Annotated in this window: 20 protein-coding genes; 17 read left to right on the forward strand and 3 right to left on the reverse strand. The window is 67.2% G+C overall.

The annotated features are described in order from the left end of the window. Position 1 precedes the first annotated feature (1 nt). From pscD to pscL, 9 genes are read left to right on the forward strand one after another with little or no spacing between them, the layout of a single operon-like run. Positions 2 to 1300 carry a SctD family type III secretion system inner membrane ring subunit PscD gene (pscD, locus tag HMPREF2914_RS23760; RefSeq protein ID WP_003132859.1) on the forward strand — a complete coding sequence of 433 codons (1299 nt, stop codon included), beginning with the start codon at positions 2 to 4 and terminating at the stop codon, positions 1298 to 1300. Then, on the forward strand, positions 1263 to 1466 hold the full coding sequence (gene pscE / locus HMPREF2914_RS23765) for a YscE family type III secretion system co-chaperone PscE (protein ID WP_003100751.1): 204 nt from the start codon (positions 1263 to 1265) through the stop codon (positions 1464 to 1466). Before pscD ends, pscE begins: the two co-directional genes overlap by 38 nt. Before the next feature lie 2 nt (positions 1467 to 1468). Continuing rightward, a complete protein-coding gene (gene pscF / locus HMPREF2914_RS23770) occupies positions 1469 to 1726 on the forward strand; it encodes a type III secretion system needle filament protein PscF (RefSeq protein WP_003087729.1) in 258 nt (85 codons plus the stop codon). Between the two features lie 2 nt (positions 1727 to 1728). Then, positions 1729 to 2076 carry a YscG family type III secretion system chaperone PscG gene (gene pscG / locus HMPREF2914_RS23775; RefSeq protein WP_003109513.1) on the forward strand — a complete coding sequence of 116 codons (348 nt, stop codon included), beginning with the start codon at positions 1729 to 1731 and terminating at the stop codon, positions 2074 to 2076. Continuing rightward, positions 2073 to 2504: a YopR family T3SS polymerization control protein PscH gene (gene pscH, locus HMPREF2914_RS23780; protein ID WP_003100725.1), complete on the forward strand. Its 432-nt coding sequence runs from the start codon at positions 2073 to 2075 to the stop codon at positions 2502 to 2504. The genes pscG and pscH overlap by 4 nt, the downstream gene beginning before the upstream one ends. Further along, positions 2504 to 2842, forward strand: coding sequence for a SctI family type III secretion system inner rod subunit PscI (gene pscI / locus HMPREF2914_RS23785; RefSeq protein ID WP_003132858.1), 339 nt, complete (start codon positions 2504 to 2506; stop codon positions 2840 to 2842). Before pscH ends, pscI begins: the two co-directional genes overlap by 1 nt. Further along, the gene (gene pscJ, locus HMPREF2914_RS23790) at positions 2839 to 3585 is read left to right on the forward strand and encodes a SctJ family type III secretion inner membrane ring lipoprotein Psc (protein ID WP_003120329.1); all 747 of its coding nucleotides are present in this window, start codon (positions 2839 to 2841) and stop codon (positions 3583 to 3585) included. Before pscI ends, pscJ begins: the two co-directional genes overlap by 4 nt. An 8-nt stretch (positions 3586 to 3593) precedes the next feature. Next, positions 3594 to 4214 (forward strand): SctK family type III secretion system sorting platform protein PscK, encoded by a 621-nt coding sequence (pscK, locus tag HMPREF2914_RS23795; protein ID WP_023091977.1) that lies wholly within the window; start codon positions 3594 to 3596, stop codon positions 4212 to 4214. Further along, the gene (gene pscL / locus HMPREF2914_RS23800) at positions 4193 to 4837 is read left to right on the forward strand and encodes a SctL family type III secretion system stator protein PscL (protein WP_003087735.1); all 645 of its coding nucleotides are present in this window, start codon (positions 4193 to 4195) and stop codon (positions 4835 to 4837) included. Before pscK ends, pscL begins: the two co-directional genes overlap by 22 nt. Before the next feature lie 102 nt (positions 4838 to 4939). On the opposite strand, the gene bglX is transcribed toward pscL, so the two are convergent. Beyond that, on the reverse strand, positions 4940 to 7234 hold the full coding sequence (gene bglX, locus HMPREF2914_RS23805) for a beta-glucosidase BglX (RefSeq protein WP_003087736.1): 2295 nt from the start codon (positions 7232 to 7234) through the stop codon (positions 4940 to 4942). Between the two features lie 170 nt (positions 7235 to 7404). Continuing rightward, positions 7405 to 9462 carry a putative bifunctional diguanylate cyclase/phosphodiesterase gene (locus tag HMPREF2914_RS23810; RefSeq protein WP_003087737.1) on the reverse strand — a complete coding sequence of 686 codons (2058 nt, stop codon included), beginning with the start codon at positions 9460 to 9462 and terminating at the stop codon, positions 7405 to 7407. Positions 9463 to 9814: 352 nt separating this feature from the next. Here HMPREF2914_RS23810 and HMPREF2914_RS23815 point away from each other — a divergent pair, with 352 nt between their 5' ends. The 6 genes from HMPREF2914_RS23815 (at position 9815) to HMPREF2914_RS23840 (ending at position 15280) form a co-directional block, all read left to right on the forward strand. Beyond that, a complete protein-coding gene (locus HMPREF2914_RS23815; protein ID WP_003087738.1) occupies positions 9815 to 10156 on the forward strand; it encodes a ribonuclease E inhibitor RraB in 342 nt (113 codons plus the stop codon). Positions 10157 to 10253: 97 nt separating this feature from the next. After that, complete coding sequence (locus tag HMPREF2914_RS23820; protein WP_023091976.1) at positions 10254 to 10952, forward strand: type 1 glutamine amidotransferase; 699 nt, start codon at positions 10254 to 10256, stop codon at positions 10950 to 10952. Positions 10953 to 11301: 349 nt separating this feature from the next. Continuing rightward, entirely contained in the window at positions 11302 to 12714 is a 1413-nt protein-coding gene (locus HMPREF2914_RS23825) for a circularly permuted type 2 ATP-grasp protein (protein WP_023091975.1), read from the forward strand. Between the two features lie 2 nt (positions 12715 to 12716). Further along, entirely contained in the window at positions 12717 to 13670 is a 954-nt protein-coding gene (locus tag HMPREF2914_RS23830) for an alpha-E domain-containing protein (protein WP_003087742.1), read from the forward strand. Continuing rightward, positions 13667 to 14467, forward strand: a complete 801-nt coding sequence (locus HMPREF2914_RS23835) for a transglutaminase family protein (protein ID WP_003109518.1) — start codon at positions 13667 to 13669, stop codon at positions 14465 to 14467. The genes HMPREF2914_RS23830 and HMPREF2914_RS23835 overlap by 4 nt, the downstream gene beginning before the upstream one ends. Before the next feature lie 81 nt (positions 14468 to 14548). After that, the gene (locus tag HMPREF2914_RS23840) at positions 14549 to 15280 is read left to right on the forward strand and encodes a proteasome-type protease (protein WP_003100716.1); all 732 of its coding nucleotides are present in this window, start codon (positions 14549 to 14551) and stop codon (positions 15278 to 15280) included. Between the two features lie 7 nt (positions 15281 to 15287). On the opposite strand, the gene HMPREF2914_RS23845 is transcribed toward HMPREF2914_RS23840, so the two are convergent. Continuing rightward, positions 15288 to 16109, reverse strand: coding sequence for a cytochrome c (locus tag HMPREF2914_RS23845; protein ID WP_003109519.1), 822 nt, complete (start codon positions 16107 to 16109; stop codon positions 15288 to 15290). A 112-nt stretch (positions 16110 to 16221) separates the two neighbouring features. On the opposite strand from HMPREF2914_RS23845, the gene HMPREF2914_RS23850 reads away from it, so the two are divergent. Further along, a complete protein-coding gene (locus tag HMPREF2914_RS23850) occupies positions 16222 to 17109 on the forward strand; it encodes an AEC family transporter (protein WP_003087746.1) in 888 nt (295 codons plus the stop codon). 571 nt (positions 17110 to 17680) lie between these two features. Next, the gene (locus HMPREF2914_RS23855; RefSeq protein WP_003087747.1) at positions 17681 to 18886 is read left to right on the forward strand and encodes an acetyl-CoA C-acetyltransferase; all 1206 of its coding nucleotides are present in this window, start codon (positions 17681 to 17683) and stop codon (positions 18884 to 18886) included. Positions 18887 to 18897 lie beyond the last annotated feature (11 nt).

The following is an 18897-nucleotide window of genomic DNA, read 5'->3' on the forward strand; positions in this document are numbered from 1 at the left end:
CATGGCCTGGAAGATCCGCTTCTACAGCGGGCTGAACCAGGGCGCCGAAGTCTCGCTCGGAGAGGGCCGGGTGGCGCTTGGCAGCGATCCGTTGCAGGCCGACCTGGTGTTGCTCGACGAGGGCATCGCGGCAGTCCACCTGGTGCTCGAGGTCGATGCCCAGGGCGTGCGCCTGCTGGAGTGGGCGGAGGGCTGCGAGCCTCGCCAGGACGGCCAGGCGCAAGTCGCCGGAGCGATCCTGCAGGCGCTTGCCGGGCAGACCTGCGGCCCGCTGCGCTGGGCATTCTGCGACCCGCAGCGGAGTTTTCCCGAGCGTTTCCCCGAAGTCGAGGCGCAGACCGCGCCAGTGCGCCGCAAGCCGTCCGCCCGTGCCGGCGGGGCCTGGCTGCTCGGCATCAGCCTGGCGCTGGCCCTGTGCCTGCTGGGCATGCTCGTCGAACCCTGGTCGGCCCGCCAGCACGGCATGGCCGGCGAGGAGCCCCTGGCGAGGGTGCGCGCCTACCTGCGCGAGCAGGGCATGAGCGAGGTGGATGTGCAGCGCCAGGGCGACAGTCTCCTGCTCGGCGGCTACCTGGAGGACAACGCCCGGCGCCTGGCGCTGCAGCGCTACCTCGATGGCAGCGGCGTGGACTACCGACTGGAAGCACGGAGCATGGAAGACATTCGCCAGGGCGTGGATTTCATCCTGCAGAAATTCGGCTATCGGCAGATCCTCAGCAGCAACGCGGACAAGCCTGGCTGGGTCCGGCTCAACGGCGAACTGGCGGAACAGGACGAACGCTGGGCGCGGATCGACGCATTGCTGGAGTCCGAGGTGCCGGGCCTGCTCGGGGTGGAAAACCAGGTCCGGGTGGCCGGCTCGCACCTGCGCCGCCTCGAGCGCCTGCTGGCGGACGCCGGCCTCGACCGGCAACTGAGTTTCCGCGAGCGCGGCGAGCGCATCGAGTTGAGCGGCACGCTCGACGAGGTCCAGCTCAGCGCCTTCTACCGCCTGCAGCGCGAGTTCCAGCAGGAGTTCGGCAACCGCCCGAGCCTGGAGCTGCTCAGTCGCGGCAAGCGCGCCAGCGGCGACGAACTGGAGTTCACGGTGCGCTCGGTGTCGCTGGGGCGGGTGCCCTATGTAGTGCTCGGCGACGGGCAGAAATACCCGGTGGGCGCCTCGACATCCCGCGGTGTGCGAATCCTCGCCATCGAGCCGGAGTCGATCCTGGTGGCCCGCGGCAAGCAGCGTTTCATCATCAATCTCAAAGGGGAGGTGCTCCATGATGACAGCCTTGGAAACGCGACTGTCGGTCGCTGACGGCACGCATGCCGCAGCGCTCCGGCAGCGTCTGCAGGCGGCGCTGGCGGAGTGTCGCCGGGAACTGGCCAGAGGCGCCGGCCCGGAGCGCTTTCAATTCCTGCAACAGCAGGCCCGGGCCCTCGAAGGCGGTCTCGGCATTCTTTCGCAGCTCACAGAGGACTAAGCATGGCGCAGATATTCAACCCCAACCCGGGGAATACCCTCGATACCGTGGCCAATGCCCTGAAGGAGCAGGCCAACGCAGCGAACAAGGACGTCAACGACGCGATCAAGGCCTTGCAGGGGACCGACAATGCCGACAACCCGGCGCTGCTGGCCGAGCTGCAACACAAGATCAACAAGTGGTCGGTCATCTACAACATCAACTCGACGGTGACCCGTGCGCTGCGCGACCTGATGCAAGGCATCCTGCAGAAGATCTGAACATGGACACTTCACTGATACGCGAATTGGCGGAACTGGCGCTGGCCGGCAGCGGGCAGCACTGCCACGAAGAGGCGCTGTGCATCGCCGAGTGGCTGGAGCGCCTCGGACAGGACGAAGCGGCACGGCTGATCCGGATTTCCAGCCTGGCCAACCAGGGGCGCTATCAGGAGGCCCTGGTCTTCGCCCATGGCAATCCCTGGCCGGCGCTGGAGCCCTGGTTCGCCTTGTGCGAGTGGCACCTGGGGCTGGGCGCCGCGCTGGACCGCAGGCTGGCCGGGCTGGGCGGCAGCAGCGATCCTGCCCTGGCCGACTTCGCCGCCGGCATGCGCGCCCAGGTGCGGACATGAGCCGCATCGACACGCCACCGGGATTCGCCGTCTATCCGTCGGCCAGTCCAAAGGCGGCGAACCTGCCGGCTGTCGATCAGGTGCTGGCTTTCGAGCAGGCCCTCGGCGGCGAGCCGCCGGCGGCCGGACGCCGCCTGGCCGGGTTGGAGAACGGCGCTCTCGGCGAGCGCCTGCTGCAGCGCTTTGCCCAGCCGCTACAAGGGTTGGAGGCGGACCGCCTGGAGCTGAAGGCGATGCTCCGTGCGGAACTGCCGCTGGGGCGCCAGCAGCAAACCTTTCTCCTCCAGTTGCTCGGTGCAGTCGAGCATGCGCCGGGCGGCGAATACCTGGCGCAACTGGCGCGTCGCGAATTGCAGGTGCTGATCCCGCTCAACGGCATGCTCGACAACCTCGTGCGCAACAGCCACAAACTCGACCTGGAGTCATGATGGATATCTCTCGGATGGGCGCCCAGGCGCAGATCACCAGTCTCGAAGAACTCTCCGGCGGCCCGGCCGGCGCGGCCCACGTCGCCGAGTTCGAACGGGCGATGGGCGGTGCCGGCAGCCTGGGCGGCGACCTGCTCAGCGAACTGGGGCAGATCAAGGAGCGTTTCAGCCAGGCCAAGCAGGAGTTGCAGGTGGAGCTGTCGACGCCCGGCGACGATCCCAACAGCCTGATGCAGATGCAGTGGTCGCTGATGCGCATCACCATGCAGGAAGAGCTGATCGCCAAGACCGTCGGGCGCATGAGCCAGAACGTCGAAACCCTGATGAAGACCCAATGAGGCGAACGGTGAAAGGTCTGTCGCGCATGGCGCTCCTGGCGCTGGTCCTGGCGTTGGGCGGGTGCAAGGTCGAACTCTATACCGGGATCAGCCAGAAGGAAGGCAACGAGATGCTGGCGCTGTTGCGTTCGGAGGGCGTTTCCGCGGACAAGCAGGCGGACAAGGATGGCACCGTGCGCCTGCTGGTGGAGGAATCGGATATCGCCGAGGCGGTGGAGGTGCTCAAGCGCAAGGGCTATCCGCGGGAGAACTTCTCCACGCTGAAGGATGTGTTTCCCAAGGACGGGCTGATTTCCTCGCCCATCGAAGAGCGCGCGCGGCTCAACTACGCCAAGGCCCAGGAGATTTCCCATACCCTTTCCGAGATCGATGGCGTGCTGGTGGCGCGGGTCCATGTGGTGCTGCCCGAGGAGCGCGACGGACTGGGCAGGAAGTCCTCGCCGGCATCGGCCTCGGTGTTCATCAAGCACGCCGCCGACGTGCAACTGGATGCCTACGTGCCGCAGATCAAGCAACTGGTGAACAACGGCATCGAAGGCCTCAGCTACGACCGCATCAGCGTGGTGCTGGTGCCGTCGGCCGGGGTCCGCCAGGTCCCGCTGGCGCCACGCTTCGAGAGTGTCTTCTCGATCCAGGTGGCGGAGCACTCGCGCGGACGCCTGCTCGGTCTGTTCGGCCTGCTGCTGGCGTTGCTGCTGGCGAGCAACCTGGCGCAGTTCTTCTGGCACCGGCAACGGGGCTGAGCGGCGCGATGCCATTGACGGCCTACCAGCTGCGCTTCTGCCCGGCCCGCTACATCCACGAGTCGCACCTGCCCGCGGTATTGCTGCGGTTGCTGCCGGCGCTGCCGGACTGGCGGCGACAGAGCGTTCTCAACGCCTGGCTGCTGGAGCAGCTGGAACTGGACTGCGCGTTCCGCATGCCCGCGCAACTGGGCGGGCTGGCCCTTTACCCGCAGGCGGCGCTGGAACGGACCCTGGGCTGGCTCGGCGCGCTGCTGCACGGCCAGGCCTTGCGGCAGGTGCTGGACGGTGCGCGGGTACGGCGCATCCGCGCGCAGATCGGCGAACAGGGCCAGCGTTTCTGCCTGGAGCAGCTCGACCTGCTCATCGGTCGCTGGCCGCCCGGCTGGCAGCGGGCCTTGCCGGAAAACCCGGAAGACGGCTATTTCCGGCGCTGCGGCCTGGCTTTCTGGCTGGCCGCCTGTAGCGATGCCGACTGCGGTTTCTCGCGGCGCCTGCGCCTGCGCCTGGAGGCCATGCCGGCCCCGGCGGACTGGACCTTCGACGAACAACGGCGATCCCTGGCGCGGACCCTGTGCCTGAAGGTCGCCCGACAAGCGAGCTATGAATGCTTCCATTTGTTGAACTAGACGCCAGTCGCGTACGGCTGGCCCCCGGGCAGGCCCTGTTGCGCGCCCGCGACTACCAGGACTACCTCAGCGCCAACCGCCTGGTGGAAGCGGCACGCGAGCGTGCCGCCGAAATCGAGCGCGAGGCCCACGAGGTTTACCAGGAGCAGAAGCGCCTGGGCTGGGAGGCCGGACTGGAGGAGGCGCGTCTGCGCCAGGCCGGGCTGATCCAGGAAACGCTACTGCGCTGCAATCGCTACTACCGGCAGGTCGATCGCCAGCTTGGCGAAGTGGTGCTGCAGGCGGTGCGCAAGGTGTTGCGCCACTACGACGCTGTCGAGCTGACCCTGGCGGCCACGCGCGAGGCACTGGCATTGGTGAGCAACCAGAAGCAGGTGATCCTGCACGTCCAGCCGGAACAGCTGGTCGCGGTGCGCGAGCAGGTCGCCCGGGTGCTCAAGGATTTCCCCGAGGTGGGCTACCTGGAAGTGGTCGGCGATGCCCGGCTGGACCAGGGCGGTTGCATCCTGGAAACCGAGATCGGGATCATCGACGCATCGCTCGACAGCCAGTTGGCGGCGTTGCAGGCCGCATTGACGGAGGGCGTGGCGCGGAGCGGCGAGGAGGAAGGGGACGCCGGTTGAGGGAACCAGGCGCCGCCCCCGGCCCGGGCGTTGGCTCCGGGCCGAGGGCTGAGGCGCTGCCGTTCGCCCGCGGCGGCGACGCTGGCGGTGCGGTCGGCGCCTTCAGAGCAGGGTGAAGCTGCGGCTTTCGGTTTGCGCCGAGTCCAGGCCGACGAAGACCTTGAACTCGCCTGGCTCGGCCGTGTGCCTGAGCTGGCTGTCGTAGAACTTCAGGTCCGCCTCGCCGAGGCGGAAGACGATCTCCCGCGATTCGCCGGGCTCCAGCATCACCTTGCGGAACCCGCGCAGTTCCTTCACTGGACGGCTGAGGCTGGCGACCGGGTCCTGCAGGTAAAGCTGGACCACCGTGGCGCCGGCGCGCTTGCCGCTGTTGCTGAGCGTGACCCGCGCTTCCAGGGTGTCGCCACGGGCCAGCCGTTCGCTGGACAGGCGCAGGGGCGAGAGACTGAACTCGGTGTAGCTGAGGCCGTAGCCGAACGGGTAGAGCGGGCCGTTGGCTTCGTCGAAATAGCGCGAGGTGTATTTGCCGGGGTTGTCGTGGTCCATCGGCCGGCCGGTGTTCAGATGGTTGTAGTAGACCGGTACCTGGCCCACCGAGCGCGGGAAGGACATGGTCAGCTTGCCGCTGGGGTTGTGCTCGCCGAACAGCACGTCGGCGATGGCATTGCCGCCTTCGGTGCCACTGAACCAGGTTTCCAGGATCGCGTCGGCGTTTTCCTGCTCCCAGCCCAGCGACAGCGGTCGGCCGTTCATCAGCACCAGCACCAGCGGCTTGCCGGTGGCCTTCAGTGCCTTCAGCAGCCGCCGCTGGCTGGCCGGGATGCGCAGGTCGGTGCGACTGGAGGCCTCGTGGGCCATGCCCTGCGATTCGCCGACCACGGCGACCACCAGGTCGGCGTCGCGCGCGGTGCGCAAGGCCTCCTCGAGCATCGCCTCGGCGGAGCGCGGATCGACCTCGACTTCCGGGTTGTAGCTGTTCAGGTAGTCGAGGATCGCCTGGTCGCCACTGACGTTGGCACCCTTGGCGTAGAGCAGGGTGGCACGCTCGCCGACGGCATTGGCCAGGCCCTGGTAGACGGTTACCGCCTGGCGTGGCACGCCGGCTGCCGACCAACTGCCGATGACGTCGCGCTGGCTCTTGGCCAGGGGGCCGATCACCGCGATCCGCCCCTGTTTCTTCAGCGGCAGCAGACCGTCGCGGTTCTTCAGCAGGACCAGTCCTTCGCGAGCCACCTCGCGGGCGGCCTGGCGGTGCAGGCGGCTCTCGGCGTTGGTGTCGAACGGCGGGTCGTCCGGCTTGCCCAGGCGCCGGTAGGGATCGGCGAACAGGCCGAGGTCGTACTTCGCCGCCAGCACGTCGCGGCAGGCGCGATCGATGTCGGCCTGGTCGATCTCGCCGGCCGCCAGCAGCTTCGGTAGCCAGGTCGAGTAGAGATCGTCGTTCATGTTCATGTCGACACCGGCCTGGATCGCCAGGCGCGTGGCGTCCCGCTCGTTGCCGGCGAGGCCGTGCTTGATCAGTTCCTTCACCGCGCCATGGTCGCTGATGGTCAGCCCCTTGAAGCCCCACTGCTGGCGCAGCAGGTCGGTCAGCAGCCAGCGGTTGGCGGTGGCGGGCACGCCGTTGATGGTGTTCAGCGAGACCATCACCGCGCCGGCGCCGGCGTCCACCGCGGCCTTGTAGGGCGGCAGGTAGTCCTGGAACATGCGCGGCAGGCTCATGTCCACGGTGTTGTAGTCGCGGCCGCCTTCGGCCGCGCCGTACAGGGCGAAGTGCTTGACCGCCGCCATGATGCTGTCCGGAGCGGCCAGGTTGGAGCCCTGGTAGGCACGGACCATCACGCCGGACAGCAGCGAGGTCAGGTAGGTATCTTCGCCGAAGCCTTCCGAGACCCTCCCCCAGCGCGCGTCGCGGGTGATGTCGACCATCGGCGAGAAGCTCATGTCGAGCCCGTCGGCGCTGGCTTCGAGGGCGGAGATCCGCGCGCTGCGGGCGACCACCTCGGGGTCCCAGCTGGCGGCGAGGCCGAGGCTGATGGGGAAGATGGTGCGGTGGCCGTGGGCCACATCGTAGGCATGGAACAGCGGGATCTTCAGGCGGCTATGGCGGACCTGATCCTGCATGGCGCGAATGTCCGGGCGGGTCACGGTATTGAAGATGGCGCCGACCTTGCCGGCGCGGATGTCCGCCATCAGCGCCTCCTTGGGATGGTCGGCGCCGACGCTGACCAGGCGTAGCTGGCCGATCTTTTCCGCGTTGCTCATGCGAGCCATCAGGCTGGCGATGAAACGCTCCTTGTCGGTAGCCGGTGGATTGCCGGATTCGCCCTGGCCAGCCGCCAGTGCCGGGCTCCCGCTCAGCCCGATGAGAAGCCCCAGTACACACAGCCTGTTCATGCATGTTTTCTCGTTATTGGATAGACGCTCGTCGTGGCGGCGTGACATGTCGCGGCATGCCGCCCGGCGGGCGCGACATAAGGTGTTCGCAGCGCGGGCGGAAGTCAACGAGACGGCGATGGGCGAATCTGCCGGTTCTGACAGGTCCCGTGGCACGCCGCTGGCGGCGCTCAGGCGACGCTGGCGAGCAACTGCTCGGCCGGCATCGGCCTGCCGAGCAGGAAGCCTTGCAGCGAATTGCAGCCGAGGCGGGTCAGGAACTCCTGCTGGGCCTCGGTTTCCACGCCCTCGGCGACGATCTTCAGGTTCAGCGTGCGGCCGAGGGCGACGATCGCCGAGACGATCGCGGCGTCGTCGCTGTCGTGGGCCAGCTCGTTGATGAAGCCACGGTCGATCTTCAGTTCGCTCGCCGGCAGGCGCTTGAGATAGAGCAGGCTGGAGTAGCCGGTGCCGAAGTCGTCGATGGAGATGCCGACGCCCATCGCCGACAACTGCTCGAGGATCACCAGGCTGGCATCGGCATCGCGCATGGCGGTCGATTCGGTCACCTCGAGGATCAGGTGGCTGGGCTCCAGGCTGTGGCGCAGGAGTGCGTTGCGCACCGAGTCGACCAGGCCGGCATGGGCAAACTGCAAGGCCGAAAGGTTCACCGCGATGTTCCACTCCGCATGCCCGCCGTCCAGCCAGAGGCGCATCTGCCGGCAGGCTTCGTCGAGCACCCACTCGCCGATCTGCACGATCAGGCCGGTTTTTTCCGCCAGCGGCAGGAACTGGTCGGGGGGGATCAGTCCGTGTTGCGGATGCTCCCAGCGCAGCAGCGCTTCCACGCCGACCATCGGTCCGTTCGGCGCCAGTACCTTGGGTTGGTAGTGCAAGACCAACTGCCGGCGCTCCAGGGCCTGGCGCAGGTCATGGAGCAGTTGCAACTGTTCCTGGGCGTTGGCGTTCATCGAACTCTCGAAGAAGCAGTAGCCGTTCCGTCCCTGGTCCTTGGCGTGATACATCGCCGCGTCGGCATTGATCATCAGTTCGTGGCGGGTCTGCCCGTCGCCGGGGTAGAGCGCGATGCCGATGCTCGCCGAGATCCGCACCTCGTGGCGGGATATCTGGTACGGCTGGCTGATCCGCTTCACCAGCTTCTCGGCCAGGGTCGCGGCGTCGGCGGGCTCGCGGGCCTCGATCAGCAGGACGAACTCGTCGCCGCCGAGGCGGGCGATGGTGTCCTGGGCGCGGACGTTGGCGCGGATACGCTCGGCGACTTCGATCAGCAACAGGTCGCCGAGGTGATGGCCGTAGGCATCGTTGACCGCCTTGAAGCCGTCCAGGTCCATGAACAGCACGGCGAACCGGCGATCGTCGCGAATCGCCTGCTGGATCGCCTGCTCCAGGCGGTCGTCGAGGAGCATGCGGTTGGGCAGCTTGGTCAGGTTGTCGTGCAGGGCCAACTGGATCAGCTCGCGGTTGGCTCGTGCGAGGGAGGTGGCGAGCACCGAGGTACGTGCCTCCAGGCGCGAGTCCAGCACCGAGACGATCAGGGCGATGGCGATCACCGCCAGGGTGATCACGATGACCAGCACCGCCAGCCAGCCGTTGTCGATGCCTCGGCCGGCGGCGCCGCAGAAGCTGCCCAGGGGGAACTGCGCGGCGGCCATCCCGGTGTAGTGCATGCCGACGATGGCGCAGCCCATCACCAGGGCGGCGCCGGCGCGGACCAGGACGATGCGCCGGCTGCCATGGCGCAGGCGGAAGGCGATCCACAGCGCGGCGCCGGAGGCGATCACCGCGATCAGGATGGAGAGGCCGAGCCACAGCGGGTCGTAGACGATCCCCGGCATCATCAGCAGGGCGGCCATCCCGGTGTAGTGCATGGCGGCGATGCCGCTGCCCATCAGCAGGGCGCCCAGCGCCAGGCGTTGCCAGGGGAGTTCCGCCTGGCACACCAGCCAGAGGGCGAAGGCCGAACTGCCGACGGCCAGTAGCAGCGACAGCAGGGTCAGGCCCAGGTCGTAGCCGAGCGGGATCGGCAGGCTGAAGGCGAGCATGCCGACGAAATGCATCGACCAGATGCCGAAGCCCATGGCGAAAGCGCCGCCGATCAGCCAGGAGAGCGCCTCGCGGCCTTTCGCCAGGGTCACCCGGCCGGCCATGTCGAGAGCGGTGTAGGACGCCAGGATGGCCACAATCAGGGAAAAGGCGACAAGAACCTGGTTGTAGCTGCTGATAAGCATGAAAGCGTCCGAACGGGATAGCGGGAGAGAAGTGGTTGATATCAACCTGATATTATTGCACGAGTCGCTTTCGCCAATGCCATCGGGCAGGACCAACGGTCGCCGGCGCAGGCGGAATCTTGCTCAACGGCCGGGCCTTTTGTACAGCGCTTTGTCTGCCGCCGGTCGCCGCCCGCCGGGGCAGGCGGCGGAAAGCTCGGCAGCGCTGGCAGGTTGACGCTACCCTGAAAGAAGCCATGGTCGTCCGATCCTCCTCTGGCCTGATCACAAAACTCTCATGATCGCCGACGATGGCTTCAGCTGAATGGGGAATCGGTGAATTTTCTGAATGTCTCGACAGGAGGTGCGTCTCATGGAAAAGCCCTTCTCGGATGATGTCAGCGTGAATGTCCTGCGTCGCATGAAAGAAGGCGGCTTCGACTTCGCGCGCATCCATCCCATCGACTTCTTCGCCATCTTTCCCAGTGAGCGGGAGGCCCGCCAGGCAGCGGGCCAGTTTCGCGGCGAATCCCTCAGGGCCCAGGTCGTCGCTCGCGACGATGGCTCCTGGAACCTGCAGGTCAGCAAGGTGATGTACGCCACCCATGCCGCCATCGGTGCCTTCGAACACGACCTGGAAGAAGTCGTGGTGCCGCTGGGCGGCGTGCTGGACGGGTGGGGCGTGACCCAGGAGGTCACTTCGCTGCGTCCGTGACGGCGGCGGGACCCCGGCCGCGATCCCGGGCCGGGGCTCCTGCGTCGGGCTTTCCTTCCTCGAAGGCTTTCCTTCAGACTGGGGAAGGAGGTAAGCCATGAGCGATATTCTGATCCTGACCCATGCCGAGTTCTGTCCGCCAGGCCATCTGGGTGCCGTGCTGGCGGAGCGGGGCCTGGACTTCCGCGTGATCCGCGCCGACCTCGGCGAACTCGCCGGCCTCGACGCCGAACGCCCGCGAGCGGTGGCGATCATGGGTGGGCCGATGAGCGTCAACGACGACCTGCCCTGGTTGCGCGACGAACTGGCGCTGCTGCGTCGCTTCATCGAGCGGCGCATCCCGCTGATCGGCCATTGCCTCGGCGGCCAGTTGCTGGCCCGCGCCCTGGGCGCGACGGTGCGGCACCAGCCCTACACCGAAATGGGCTGGCAGCCCATGCAGCGGGAAAGCCGCGACAGTCCATGGCTGGCCGGGCTGCCGGAGCGCTTCTCGATCTTCCAGTGGCACGGCGATGCCTTCGACCTGCCGCAGGGCGCCGAGCGCCTGCTGTCCAGCCCGTGGTGCGAGAACCAGGGGTTTTCCTGGGGTGGTCACGTACTCGGCCTGCAAGGCCATCCGGAAATGACCGAGGAACTGGTGCGGCGCTGGATCGCCGGCTGGCCGCACCTGCTCGATCCCTCCCAGCCCAGCCAGCAATCCGCCGAGGACATGCTGGCCGGGTTGCCTGCCAAGGTTGCCGGGCTGAATCGGGTGGCCGAGGGTTTCTACCGTCATTGGCTGTCGCTGATCGATTGACCTTCCCGGCCGTGGGCGCCTCCCTGGCACTACCGCCGGTCCGCTTTATCGCTCGTTCGAGCGAGACGGCTGTCTGCATGGAAGGGAGGGGAGAAGCCGTCTCCCTTCCGGGTCTGTTCTAGACTTATCGGTCCCACAGGTCGCTTCGCGATCGGCAGGTCGATGCCGGTCCGTGGCCGCGGGGCGCGCATGCCGTCGAACGGGGCGCCCTTCCTCTCCCTGTGGGCAGGATGCACCAGACTGGGGCGAACCCGCCGCGCCGACCCTGCGAATCGCCGACGAGCCGTGATCCGCGCGCTGGCACGGGCTTTGCGAGTTCCCCATCGTTCGTGACGACAAGGAGTCCGGCATGGCACGCATGTTTTACGACGAGATGCACGATGCTGGCGGCGAATGCCGCTCGCATTATCGGGAATTCGCTCGCTGGCTGGCCGACACCCCTGAAGAGCAATTGCTGCAACGCCGGCGCGAAGCCGACCTGCTGTTCCACCGCGCCGGCATCACCTTCACCCTGTACGGCGACGAGCAGGGCACCGAGCGCCTGATCCCCTTCGACACCATCCCGCGCAGCATTCCCGCGGCGGAGTGGGCGCACATCGAGGCCGGCTGCATCCAGCGCGTCCAGGCGCTGAACCTGTTCCTCGCCGATCTCTACCACGAACAGCGCATCCTCAAGGCCGGCGTGATTCCTGCCGAGCAGGTCCTGGCCAACGACCAGTACCAACTGGCGATGCAGGGACTGGACCTGCCGGGCAACGTCTACGCGCACATTGCCGGGGTCGACCTGGTCCGCGACGACAGCGGCAACTACTACGTGCTGGAGGACAACCTGCGCACGCCCAGCGGTGTTTCCTACATGCTGGAAAACCGCAAGATGATGATGCGCCTGTTTCCCGAGCTGTTCGTCCGCCAGCGCGTGGCGCCGATCGACCACTACCCGGACCTGTTGCTCGACACCCTCAAGCGGGCCAGTGACGTCGAATCGCCGAGCGTGGTGGTATTGACGCCGGGACGTTTCAACAGCGCCTACTTCGAACACGCCTTCCTCGCCCGCGAGATGGGCGTGGAACTGGTCGAAGGCGCCGATCTGTTCGTCCGCGACGAGCGGGTCTACATGCGCACGACAGCCGGACCGCAACCGGTGGACGTGATCTACCGAAGGATCGACGACGCCTTCCTTGACCCGCTGGCGTTCAACCCGGATTCGCTGCTCGGCGTGCCCGGCCTGCTGGCCGCCTACCGGGCAGGCAACCTGGTGCTGGCCAACGCGATCGGTACCGGGGTGGCCGACGACAAGTCGATCTACCCCTACGTGCCGGACATGATCCGCTTCTACCTCGGCGAAGACCCGCTGCTGCACAACGTGCCGACCTGGCAATGTCGCAAGCCGAAGGAACTGGCGCACGTCCTGGCGCACCTGCCGGAGCTGGTGGTGAAGGAGACCCAGGGTTCCGGCGGCTACGGCATGCTGGTCGGACCGGCGGCCAGCCGGGAGGAAATCGAGCTGTTCCGCGAGCGCCTGAAGGCTCGCCCGGAGGCCTATATCGCGCAACCGACGCTGTCCCTGTCGACCTGTCCGACCTTCGTCGAGAGCGGCGTCGCGCCGCGCCATATCGACCTGCGGCCGTTCGTCCTGTCGGCGCCGGATCGGGTTCGCCTGGTGCCTGGCGGGCTGACCCGGGTGGCGTTGCGCGAAGGCTCGCTGGTGGTCAATTCGTCCCAGGGCGGCGGCACCAAGGACACCTGGGTGGTGGAGGAATAAGCATGCTCAGCCGGACCGCTTCCGACCTGTACTGGATGTCGCGCTACCTGGAACGCGCGGAGAACCTCGCCCGCATGCTCGACGTCAGCTACTCGCTGTCGCTGTTGCCGCAGGACCGCAACGGCGGCGGCCTGGACGAACTGGCCATGCCGCTGCTGATCACCGGCACCCTCGACGCCTACCTGGAGCGCCACGGCGAACTGGCCGCCGAGCGCCTGCTGAGTTTCTTCGCCCTCGACCCGGACAACCCGGCGAGCATCTACAGCTGCCTGGCTGCAGCGCGCGCCAGTGCCCATGCGGTACGCGGGCGGATCACCCTGGACATGTGGGAGAACATCAACGCCACCTGGCTGGAAATGCGCGGCATCGCCGCCGAGGGCATCCTGCGCTATGGCATCAGTCGTTTCTGCGAATGGGTGAAGGACCGCTCGCACCTGTTCCGCGGCGCGACCTTCGCCACCAGCATGCGCAACGATGCGTTCCGCTTCATCCGTCTCGGAACCTTCATCGAACGCGCCGACAATACCTTGCGCCTGCTCGATGCGCGCTACCAGACCCAGGGCGAAGCGGCGCTCGCCGGGGCGGACGAGGGCACCGCGCGCGGCTACTACCAGTGGAGCGCGCTGCTGCGGGCGCTATCCGCCTTCGAGGGCTACACCGAGCTGTACCGCGCCTCGCCCAACGCGCGCAACATCGCCGAATTGCTGCTGTTGCGCGAGGACGTGCCGCGTTCGCTGCTGTCCTGCATCGAGGAACTGAGCGAGATCCTTTCCGGCCTGCCCGGTGTCAACGGCCGGCCGGCGCAGCGCCTGGCCGCCGAGCTGGAGGCGCGGGTGCGCTACACCGGCATCGACGAGGTGCTGGAGCAGGGCCTGCATACCTGGATCACCGACTACATCCTGCTGGTTCGCCAGTTGGCCAACGCCATTCACAGCTCCTACCTGGAGGCCGCATGAGACTCTCGATCACCCACGACACCACCTATCGCTACGAAGACCGGGTGCGCGCCAGCATCCAGTACCTGCGCCTGACCCCGCAGGACAGCGAGCGCCAGCACGTGGTCGATTGGCGCCTGGACCTGCCGCGCCCGGCGCGGCCGCTGCGCGATCCGTACGGCAACATCCTGCACGTCCTGACCCTGGACGAACCGCATGAGTCGGTCCTGATCGCCGCCCACGGCCTGGTCGAGATCGATGAGGAGCGCGAGGTCGAGCACGATCGCCAGTCGCCGTTGCCGTTCCTGCGCAGCACCCGCCTGACCGGCGCCGATGCCGAGATACGCGCCTTCGCCGAACGCGCCATGGGCGGCCGCAAGGACCGCGGCGGCCTGCTCGACCTGATGCATGCGCTGCACGAGCATATCCTCTACCAGCCGGGGGCGACCCGCGTCGACAGCACCGCCATCGAGGCCTTCGGCGCACGCGCCGGGGTCTGCCAGGACCATGCCCATGCCTTCCTCGCCTGCATCCGCAGCCAGGGTGTGCCGGGGCGCTATGTCTCCGGCTACCTCTACACCGAGGACGACACGCACCTGGCCAGCCATGCCTGGGCCGAGGCCTGGCTCGGCGACGGCTGGTACAGCTTCGACGTGACCAACCGGCTCGGCCGTCCGGAGCGCCATCTCAAGCTGGCCGTCGGCCTCGACTACCTGGATGCCTGCCCGGTGCGCGGCTTGCGCCGTGGCGGCGGTTGCGAGCAGATGCATGCGCGGGTGCTGGTCAGCGCGCCGCTGCTGCAGGTGCAGCAACAGTGACGATCCATTGCGCGCCTGGCGTTATCGGCGATTGCCTTTACGCTTGAGGGGCGGGGACGGACGGAATAAGGAAGATTCGAGATGACCTACTGTGTCGCGATGCACCTGGCCGACGGCTTGGTGTTCGCCTCCGATTCGCGGACCAACGCCGGGATCGACCATATCGCCACCTTCCGCAAGCTGTTCACCTTCGGCACGCCCGGCGAGCGCCTGCTGGTGGTGCAGACGGCCGGCAACCTGGCGACCTCGCAATCGGTGATCAACCTGCTGCAGCAGCGCATCCGCCGGGACGGCGCCAGCCTGCTCAACGTGCCCTCGGTCTACGACGCCACGGCGCTGATCGCCGAGACCACCCGCGAGGTGATGGCCCGCGACGGCGGCAATCTGGCCGGCAATACCGACCTGAGCTGCTCCTTCCTGGTCGGCGGGCAGATCGCCGGCGGACCGCCGGCGCTGTACAGCATCTACCCCCAGGGCAACTTCATCCAGGCCACGCCGGACACGCCTTTCCTGCAACTGGGCGAAAGCAAGTACGGCAAGCCGATCCTCGACCGCAACCTGACTTTCGACACGCCGCTGGAGCAGGCCCTGCGCTGCGCGCTGGTGTCGTTCGACTCGACGATCCGCAGCAACCTCTCGGTGGGCATGCCGCTGGACCTGCTGGTCTACCACCGCGACAGCCTGATCCTGCCGGAGGGCTACCGGGTCACCGAGGACGACGCCTATTTCAGCGCCATCCGCCGCCAGTGGAGCGCCGGCCTGCACGACTTGCTGGAGCGCCTGCCGTCGCCGCCCTCGGCGTACAACATCTGACGCCGCTTCAGCCGGCCGCGCCCGCTTTGCGGCCGGCCATGTGGCGCAGGTAGCCGATCAGCTGGCGCAACTCCTGGTCGTCGATCACCCGTTCCGGGAACGCCGGCATTTTCGCCTGTGGCCATTGCCGCAGCGCCTGCGGGTCGCGGATGTAGCGGGAGAGGAATTGCGGCTGGAAGTACTCGGTGGGGTTGTACGGCAGGTTCAGGTCCGGGCCGAACTGGGCGTCGCCGGCACCGTTGAGACGGTGGCAGGCCAGGCAGTTCTTCTGGAACACGGCGAAGCCGGCGCGCACTTCCGCGCTGGCGTCGGCGGCCGGCAGCAGGGCCGGGAAGCGTTCGGCCAGAGGGGGCTGATAGCGGATGCGGACGACCTGGAAGGGCCATTGCTCCGGACCGATGCGTTTTTCCTCGGGTTTGCTCCAGACCAGATAGAACGGCCCGGCGGACGGCTTGCCGGCGCCCAACGGCGGCCAGGGGCGCTGCGGATCCTCTATCGCCAGCCAGGCTTGCGAGCCCTGTTCGGCGAGCAGCGGGGCGGCCGGCAACTCGGCGGCGAAGCCATCGCTGGCCACGGCCTGCAAATGGTCTTCGGGATGCACGCCTTTCAACAAGGCCGCCAGTGGCACGGCGCGGTAGCGCATGTTCCGGCGGTAGGCGACGTCGGCCGGGATGTCCAGGTCGCGGGCCTGCGGATGCCTGAGCAGTTCTTCGCTGCTCCAGGTCTGCGTGCCCCCCGGCAGTTCCAGGCGGAGCTCGGCGGCCCAGGCGGCAGCCACAGGGAAGAGCAGGGCACCTAGCAACGCCAGGCGCGGGAGAGTGACAGGCATGCGGGTTCCTCGTGCATCCGCCGGTTATGACATGGAGCGAGAGATTGGCACGGAACGGGGGCCTCGCGGTAGCATGCGGGCCATTGCATAGCTGGCTAACCAAGGGGTTCCCGTGCTCGCCGAGTTGTTCGCCGTGATGGCGCCCGTGCTGTTCGGCGCCGGTGTCGGTTATGTCTGGGTCCGTCTCGGACACGCCTATCCGACCGAGTTCGTTTCGCGCATCGTGTTCAACATCGGTTCGCCATGCCTGATCCTCGCCACCCTGGCGCATACCCGGGTGGACCTGCATAGCTTCGGCCGGATGGCCCTGGCCAGCGCGCTGATCTGCGTCTGCATGGCTGCGCTGGGCTGGGCGGCGGCGCGCCTCGGGCGCCAGGAGTGGCAGGTGCTGGTGCCGGCCTACAGCTTCCCGAATGTCGGCAACATGGGCCTGCCGGTGTGCTTGTATGCGTTCGGCGAGGCGGGGATGACCCTGGCGGTGGCGTTCTACCTGATCATGTCGATCGGCAACTTCAGCCTCGGCGTGTTCTGGATGAGCGGCGAGCGCTCCTGGCGCTCGCTGCTGGGCAATCCGATCCTGCTCAGCGTGCTACTGGCCTTGTTGTTGATGGGGCTCGACCTGCAACTGCCGCGCTGGATGGCGAATACCGTCGACCTGATGGCCGGGCTGACCATTCCGCTGATGCTGATCACCCTCGGCGTGTCCCTGGCCAGCATCCGTCCGCGGCAACTGGGCAATGGCTTCTTCTATGGCGGCCTGCGTCTTCTGCTGGGGGCGCTGGTGGGCTGGTCGGTGGCGCTGGCGTTGCAATTGCCGCCGCTGGCGCAGGGAGTGCTGGTGGTGCAATCGTCGATGCCGGTGGCGGTGTTCAACTATCTCTACGCCTTGCGCGGCAATCGTTCGCCGGATCAGGTCGCCAGCCTGGTGCTGTGTTCGACCTTGCTGTCGTTCGCCTTCATTCCGCTGCTGCTGACCTGGTGGCTGCCTGCGCTGCGCTGACCGCGAGGCGGTGCGCAGCGTGCAGGCAGCAGGGTGCCCTAGCGGATCAGACTGTTAAGGTTGGGAAGGATCAGGATGACTGTGGTGGCGAAGACGATGAGACTCGCTTGCCGCCATCTTTTTGGCTGCTCGTTCAACATGGCCTGTCTGCCTTTCTTGTTGTCGGGTGGCTGCCTGCTCCGCGCTACGGCCCGGCGGAACGGCTTGCCACGCAGTGGCGTACTCTTCGGTCGGCCCGGCATCCCCGGCGTCGACCTCCCTTTCGAACGCTTGCATGAATCAGTCTAAGCCCCGGCCTGCGCGGGCTTAGACCACTTGGATACAAGCTGCTCCGGTCTAGACATATTCCCTCTATATGACAGCGTGGTGACGGCTCTGGCGTGCGTCTCGACCGTTCGTCCGGTGTCCGGGTTTCCGGTCGAAAGATGGCATGGTGCTATCTTCCCGGCGTTGCAGGCTGAGCTGGGCGGTCAATCAGCCTGAGCGGTTCGGTCATTGTCCCGCCGGCGAGCCTGTTTAAGGTAGGCGGAGGCCCGCTCGGCCGGACGAGAACAGGATAAGAGAGACCGCCATGACCGACGCATTCATTTACGACGCCGTGCGTACTCCCCGCGGCAAGGGCAAGAAGGATGGCGCGCTGCACAGCGTCAAGCCGGTGAACCTGATGGCCGGGTTGTTGCGCGCGGTCCAGCGGCGCAACGACCTGGATACCGCCCAGGTCGACGATATCGTGCTCGGCTGCGTGACGCCGGTGGGCGACCAGGGCGCCGATATCGCCAAGACCGCGGCGCTGGTGGCCGATTGGGACGAACAGGTTGCCGGCGTGCAGATCAACCGTTTCTGCGCCTCCGGCCTGGAGGCGGTGAACCTGGGGGCGATGAAGGTACGCTCCGGTTTCGAGGACCTGGTCCTGGTCGGCGGCGTCGAGTCCATGTCACGCGTGCCGATGGGCTCCGACGGCGGCGCCTGGGCACTGGATCCGGAAACCAACCTGCACACCAGCTTCGTCCCACAAGGGATCGGCGCCGACCTGATCGCCACCCTGGAAGGCTTCAGTCGCGCCGATGTCGATGCCTTCGCCCTGCGCTCCCAGCAGAAGGCCGCCAAGGCCCGCGCCGAAGGGCTGTTCGGCAAGTCGCTGGTGCCGGTCGCCGACCAGAACGGCATCGTCCTGCTCGACCACGATGAGTTCATTCGCGCCGACTCCACCCTGGAAGGGCTCGCCGCGCTCAAGCCGAGTTTCGAGATGATGGGGCAGATGGGCTTCGACGCCACCGCGCTGCGCAAGTACAGCCAGGTCGAGCGCATCGAGCACGTGCATACGCCGGGCAACAGCTCGGGGATCGTCGACGGCGCCAGCGCCATGCTCATCGGCTCCGAGGCCAAGGGCCGCGAACTGGGCCTGAAGGCGCGGGCGCGGATCGTCGCTACCGCGGTGACCTCCACCGACCCCACCATCATGCTTACCGGCCCCGCGCCGGCGACCCGCAAGGCCCTGGCCAAGGCCGGCCTGAAGGTGGAAGACATCGACCTGTTCGAAGTCAACGAGGCGTTCGCTTCGGTGGTGATGAAATTCATGAAGGACATGGGCGTGGCGGAAAGCAAGGTCAACGTCAACGGCGGCGCCATCGCCATGGGCCACCCGCTCGGCGCCACCGGCTGCATCATCCTCGGCACGCTGCTCGACGAACTGGAGCGGCGCAACCTGCGCTACGGCCTGGCCACCCTCTGCGTAGGTGGCGGCATGGGCATCGCCACCATCATCGAGCGCGTGTGAAGGGAGAACCG

The organism is Pseudomonas sp. HMSC067G02, assembly GCF_001813485.1.
GTDB lineage: Bacteria > Pseudomonadota > Gammaproteobacteria > Pseudomonadales > Pseudomonadaceae > Pseudomonas > Pseudomonas aeruginosa.

Coding starts and splice junctions, on each gene's coding strand:
- pscL (WP_003087735.1), top strand. CDS start 4,193: ATGCTTCCATTTGTTGAACTAGACGCCAGTCGCGTACGGCTGGCCCCC.
- pscH (WP_003100725.1), top strand. CDS start 2,073: ATGAGCCGCATCGACACGCCACCGGGATTCGCCGTCTATCCGTCGGCC.
- HMPREF2914_RS23845 (WP_003109519.1), bottom strand. CDS start 16,109: ATGCCTGTCACTCTCCCGCGCCTGGCGTTGCTAGGTGCCCTGCTCTTC.
- pscD (WP_003132859.1), top strand. CDS start 2: ATGGCCTGGAAGATCCGCTTCTACAGCGGGCTGAACCAGGGCGCCGAA.
- HMPREF2914_RS23835 (WP_003109518.1), top strand. CDS start 13,667: ATGAGACTCTCGATCACCCACGACACCACCTATCGCTACGAAGACCGG.
- HMPREF2914_RS23810 (WP_003087737.1), bottom strand. CDS start 9,462: ATGCTTATCAGCAGCTACAACCAGGTTCTTGTCGCCTTTTCCCTGATT.
- HMPREF2914_RS23830 (WP_003087742.1), top strand. CDS start 12,717: ATGCTCAGCCGGACCGCTTCCGACCTGTACTGGATGTCGCGCTACCTG.
- HMPREF2914_RS23820 (WP_023091976.1), top strand. CDS start 10,254: ATGAGCGATATTCTGATCCTGACCCATGCCGAGTTCTGTCCGCCAGGC.
- pscE (WP_003100751.1), top strand. CDS start 1,263: ATGATGACAGCCTTGGAAACGCGACTGTCGGTCGCTGACGGCACGCAT.
- bglX (WP_003087736.1), bottom strand. CDS start 7,234: ATGAACAGGCTGTGTGTACTGGGGCTTCTCATCGGGCTGAGCGGGAGC.
- pscG (WP_003109513.1), top strand. CDS start 1,729: ATGGACACTTCACTGATACGCGAATTGGCGGAACTGGCGCTGGCCGGC.
- pscK (WP_023091977.1), top strand. CDS start 3,594: ATGCCATTGACGGCCTACCAGCTGCGCTTCTGCCCGGCCCGCTACATC.
- HMPREF2914_RS23855 (WP_003087747.1), top strand. CDS start 17,681: ATGACCGACGCATTCATTTACGACGCCGTGCGTACTCCCCGCGGCAAG.
- HMPREF2914_RS23840 (WP_003100716.1), top strand. CDS start 14,549: ATGACCTACTGTGTCGCGATGCACCTGGCCGACGGCTTGGTGTTCGCC.
- HMPREF2914_RS23815 (WP_003087738.1), top strand. CDS start 9,815: ATGGAAAAGCCCTTCTCGGATGATGTCAGCGTGAATGTCCTGCGTCGC.
- pscJ (WP_003120329.1), top strand. CDS start 2,839: ATGAGGCGAACGGTGAAAGGTCTGTCGCGCATGGCGCTCCTGGCGCTG.
- pscF (WP_003087729.1), top strand. CDS start 1,469: ATGGCGCAGATATTCAACCCCAACCCGGGGAATACCCTCGATACCGTG.
- HMPREF2914_RS23825 (WP_023091975.1), top strand. CDS start 11,302: ATGGCACGCATGTTTTACGACGAGATGCACGATGCTGGCGGCGAATGC.
- pscI (WP_003132858.1), top strand. CDS start 2,504: ATGGATATCTCTCGGATGGGCGCCCAGGCGCAGATCACCAGTCTCGAA.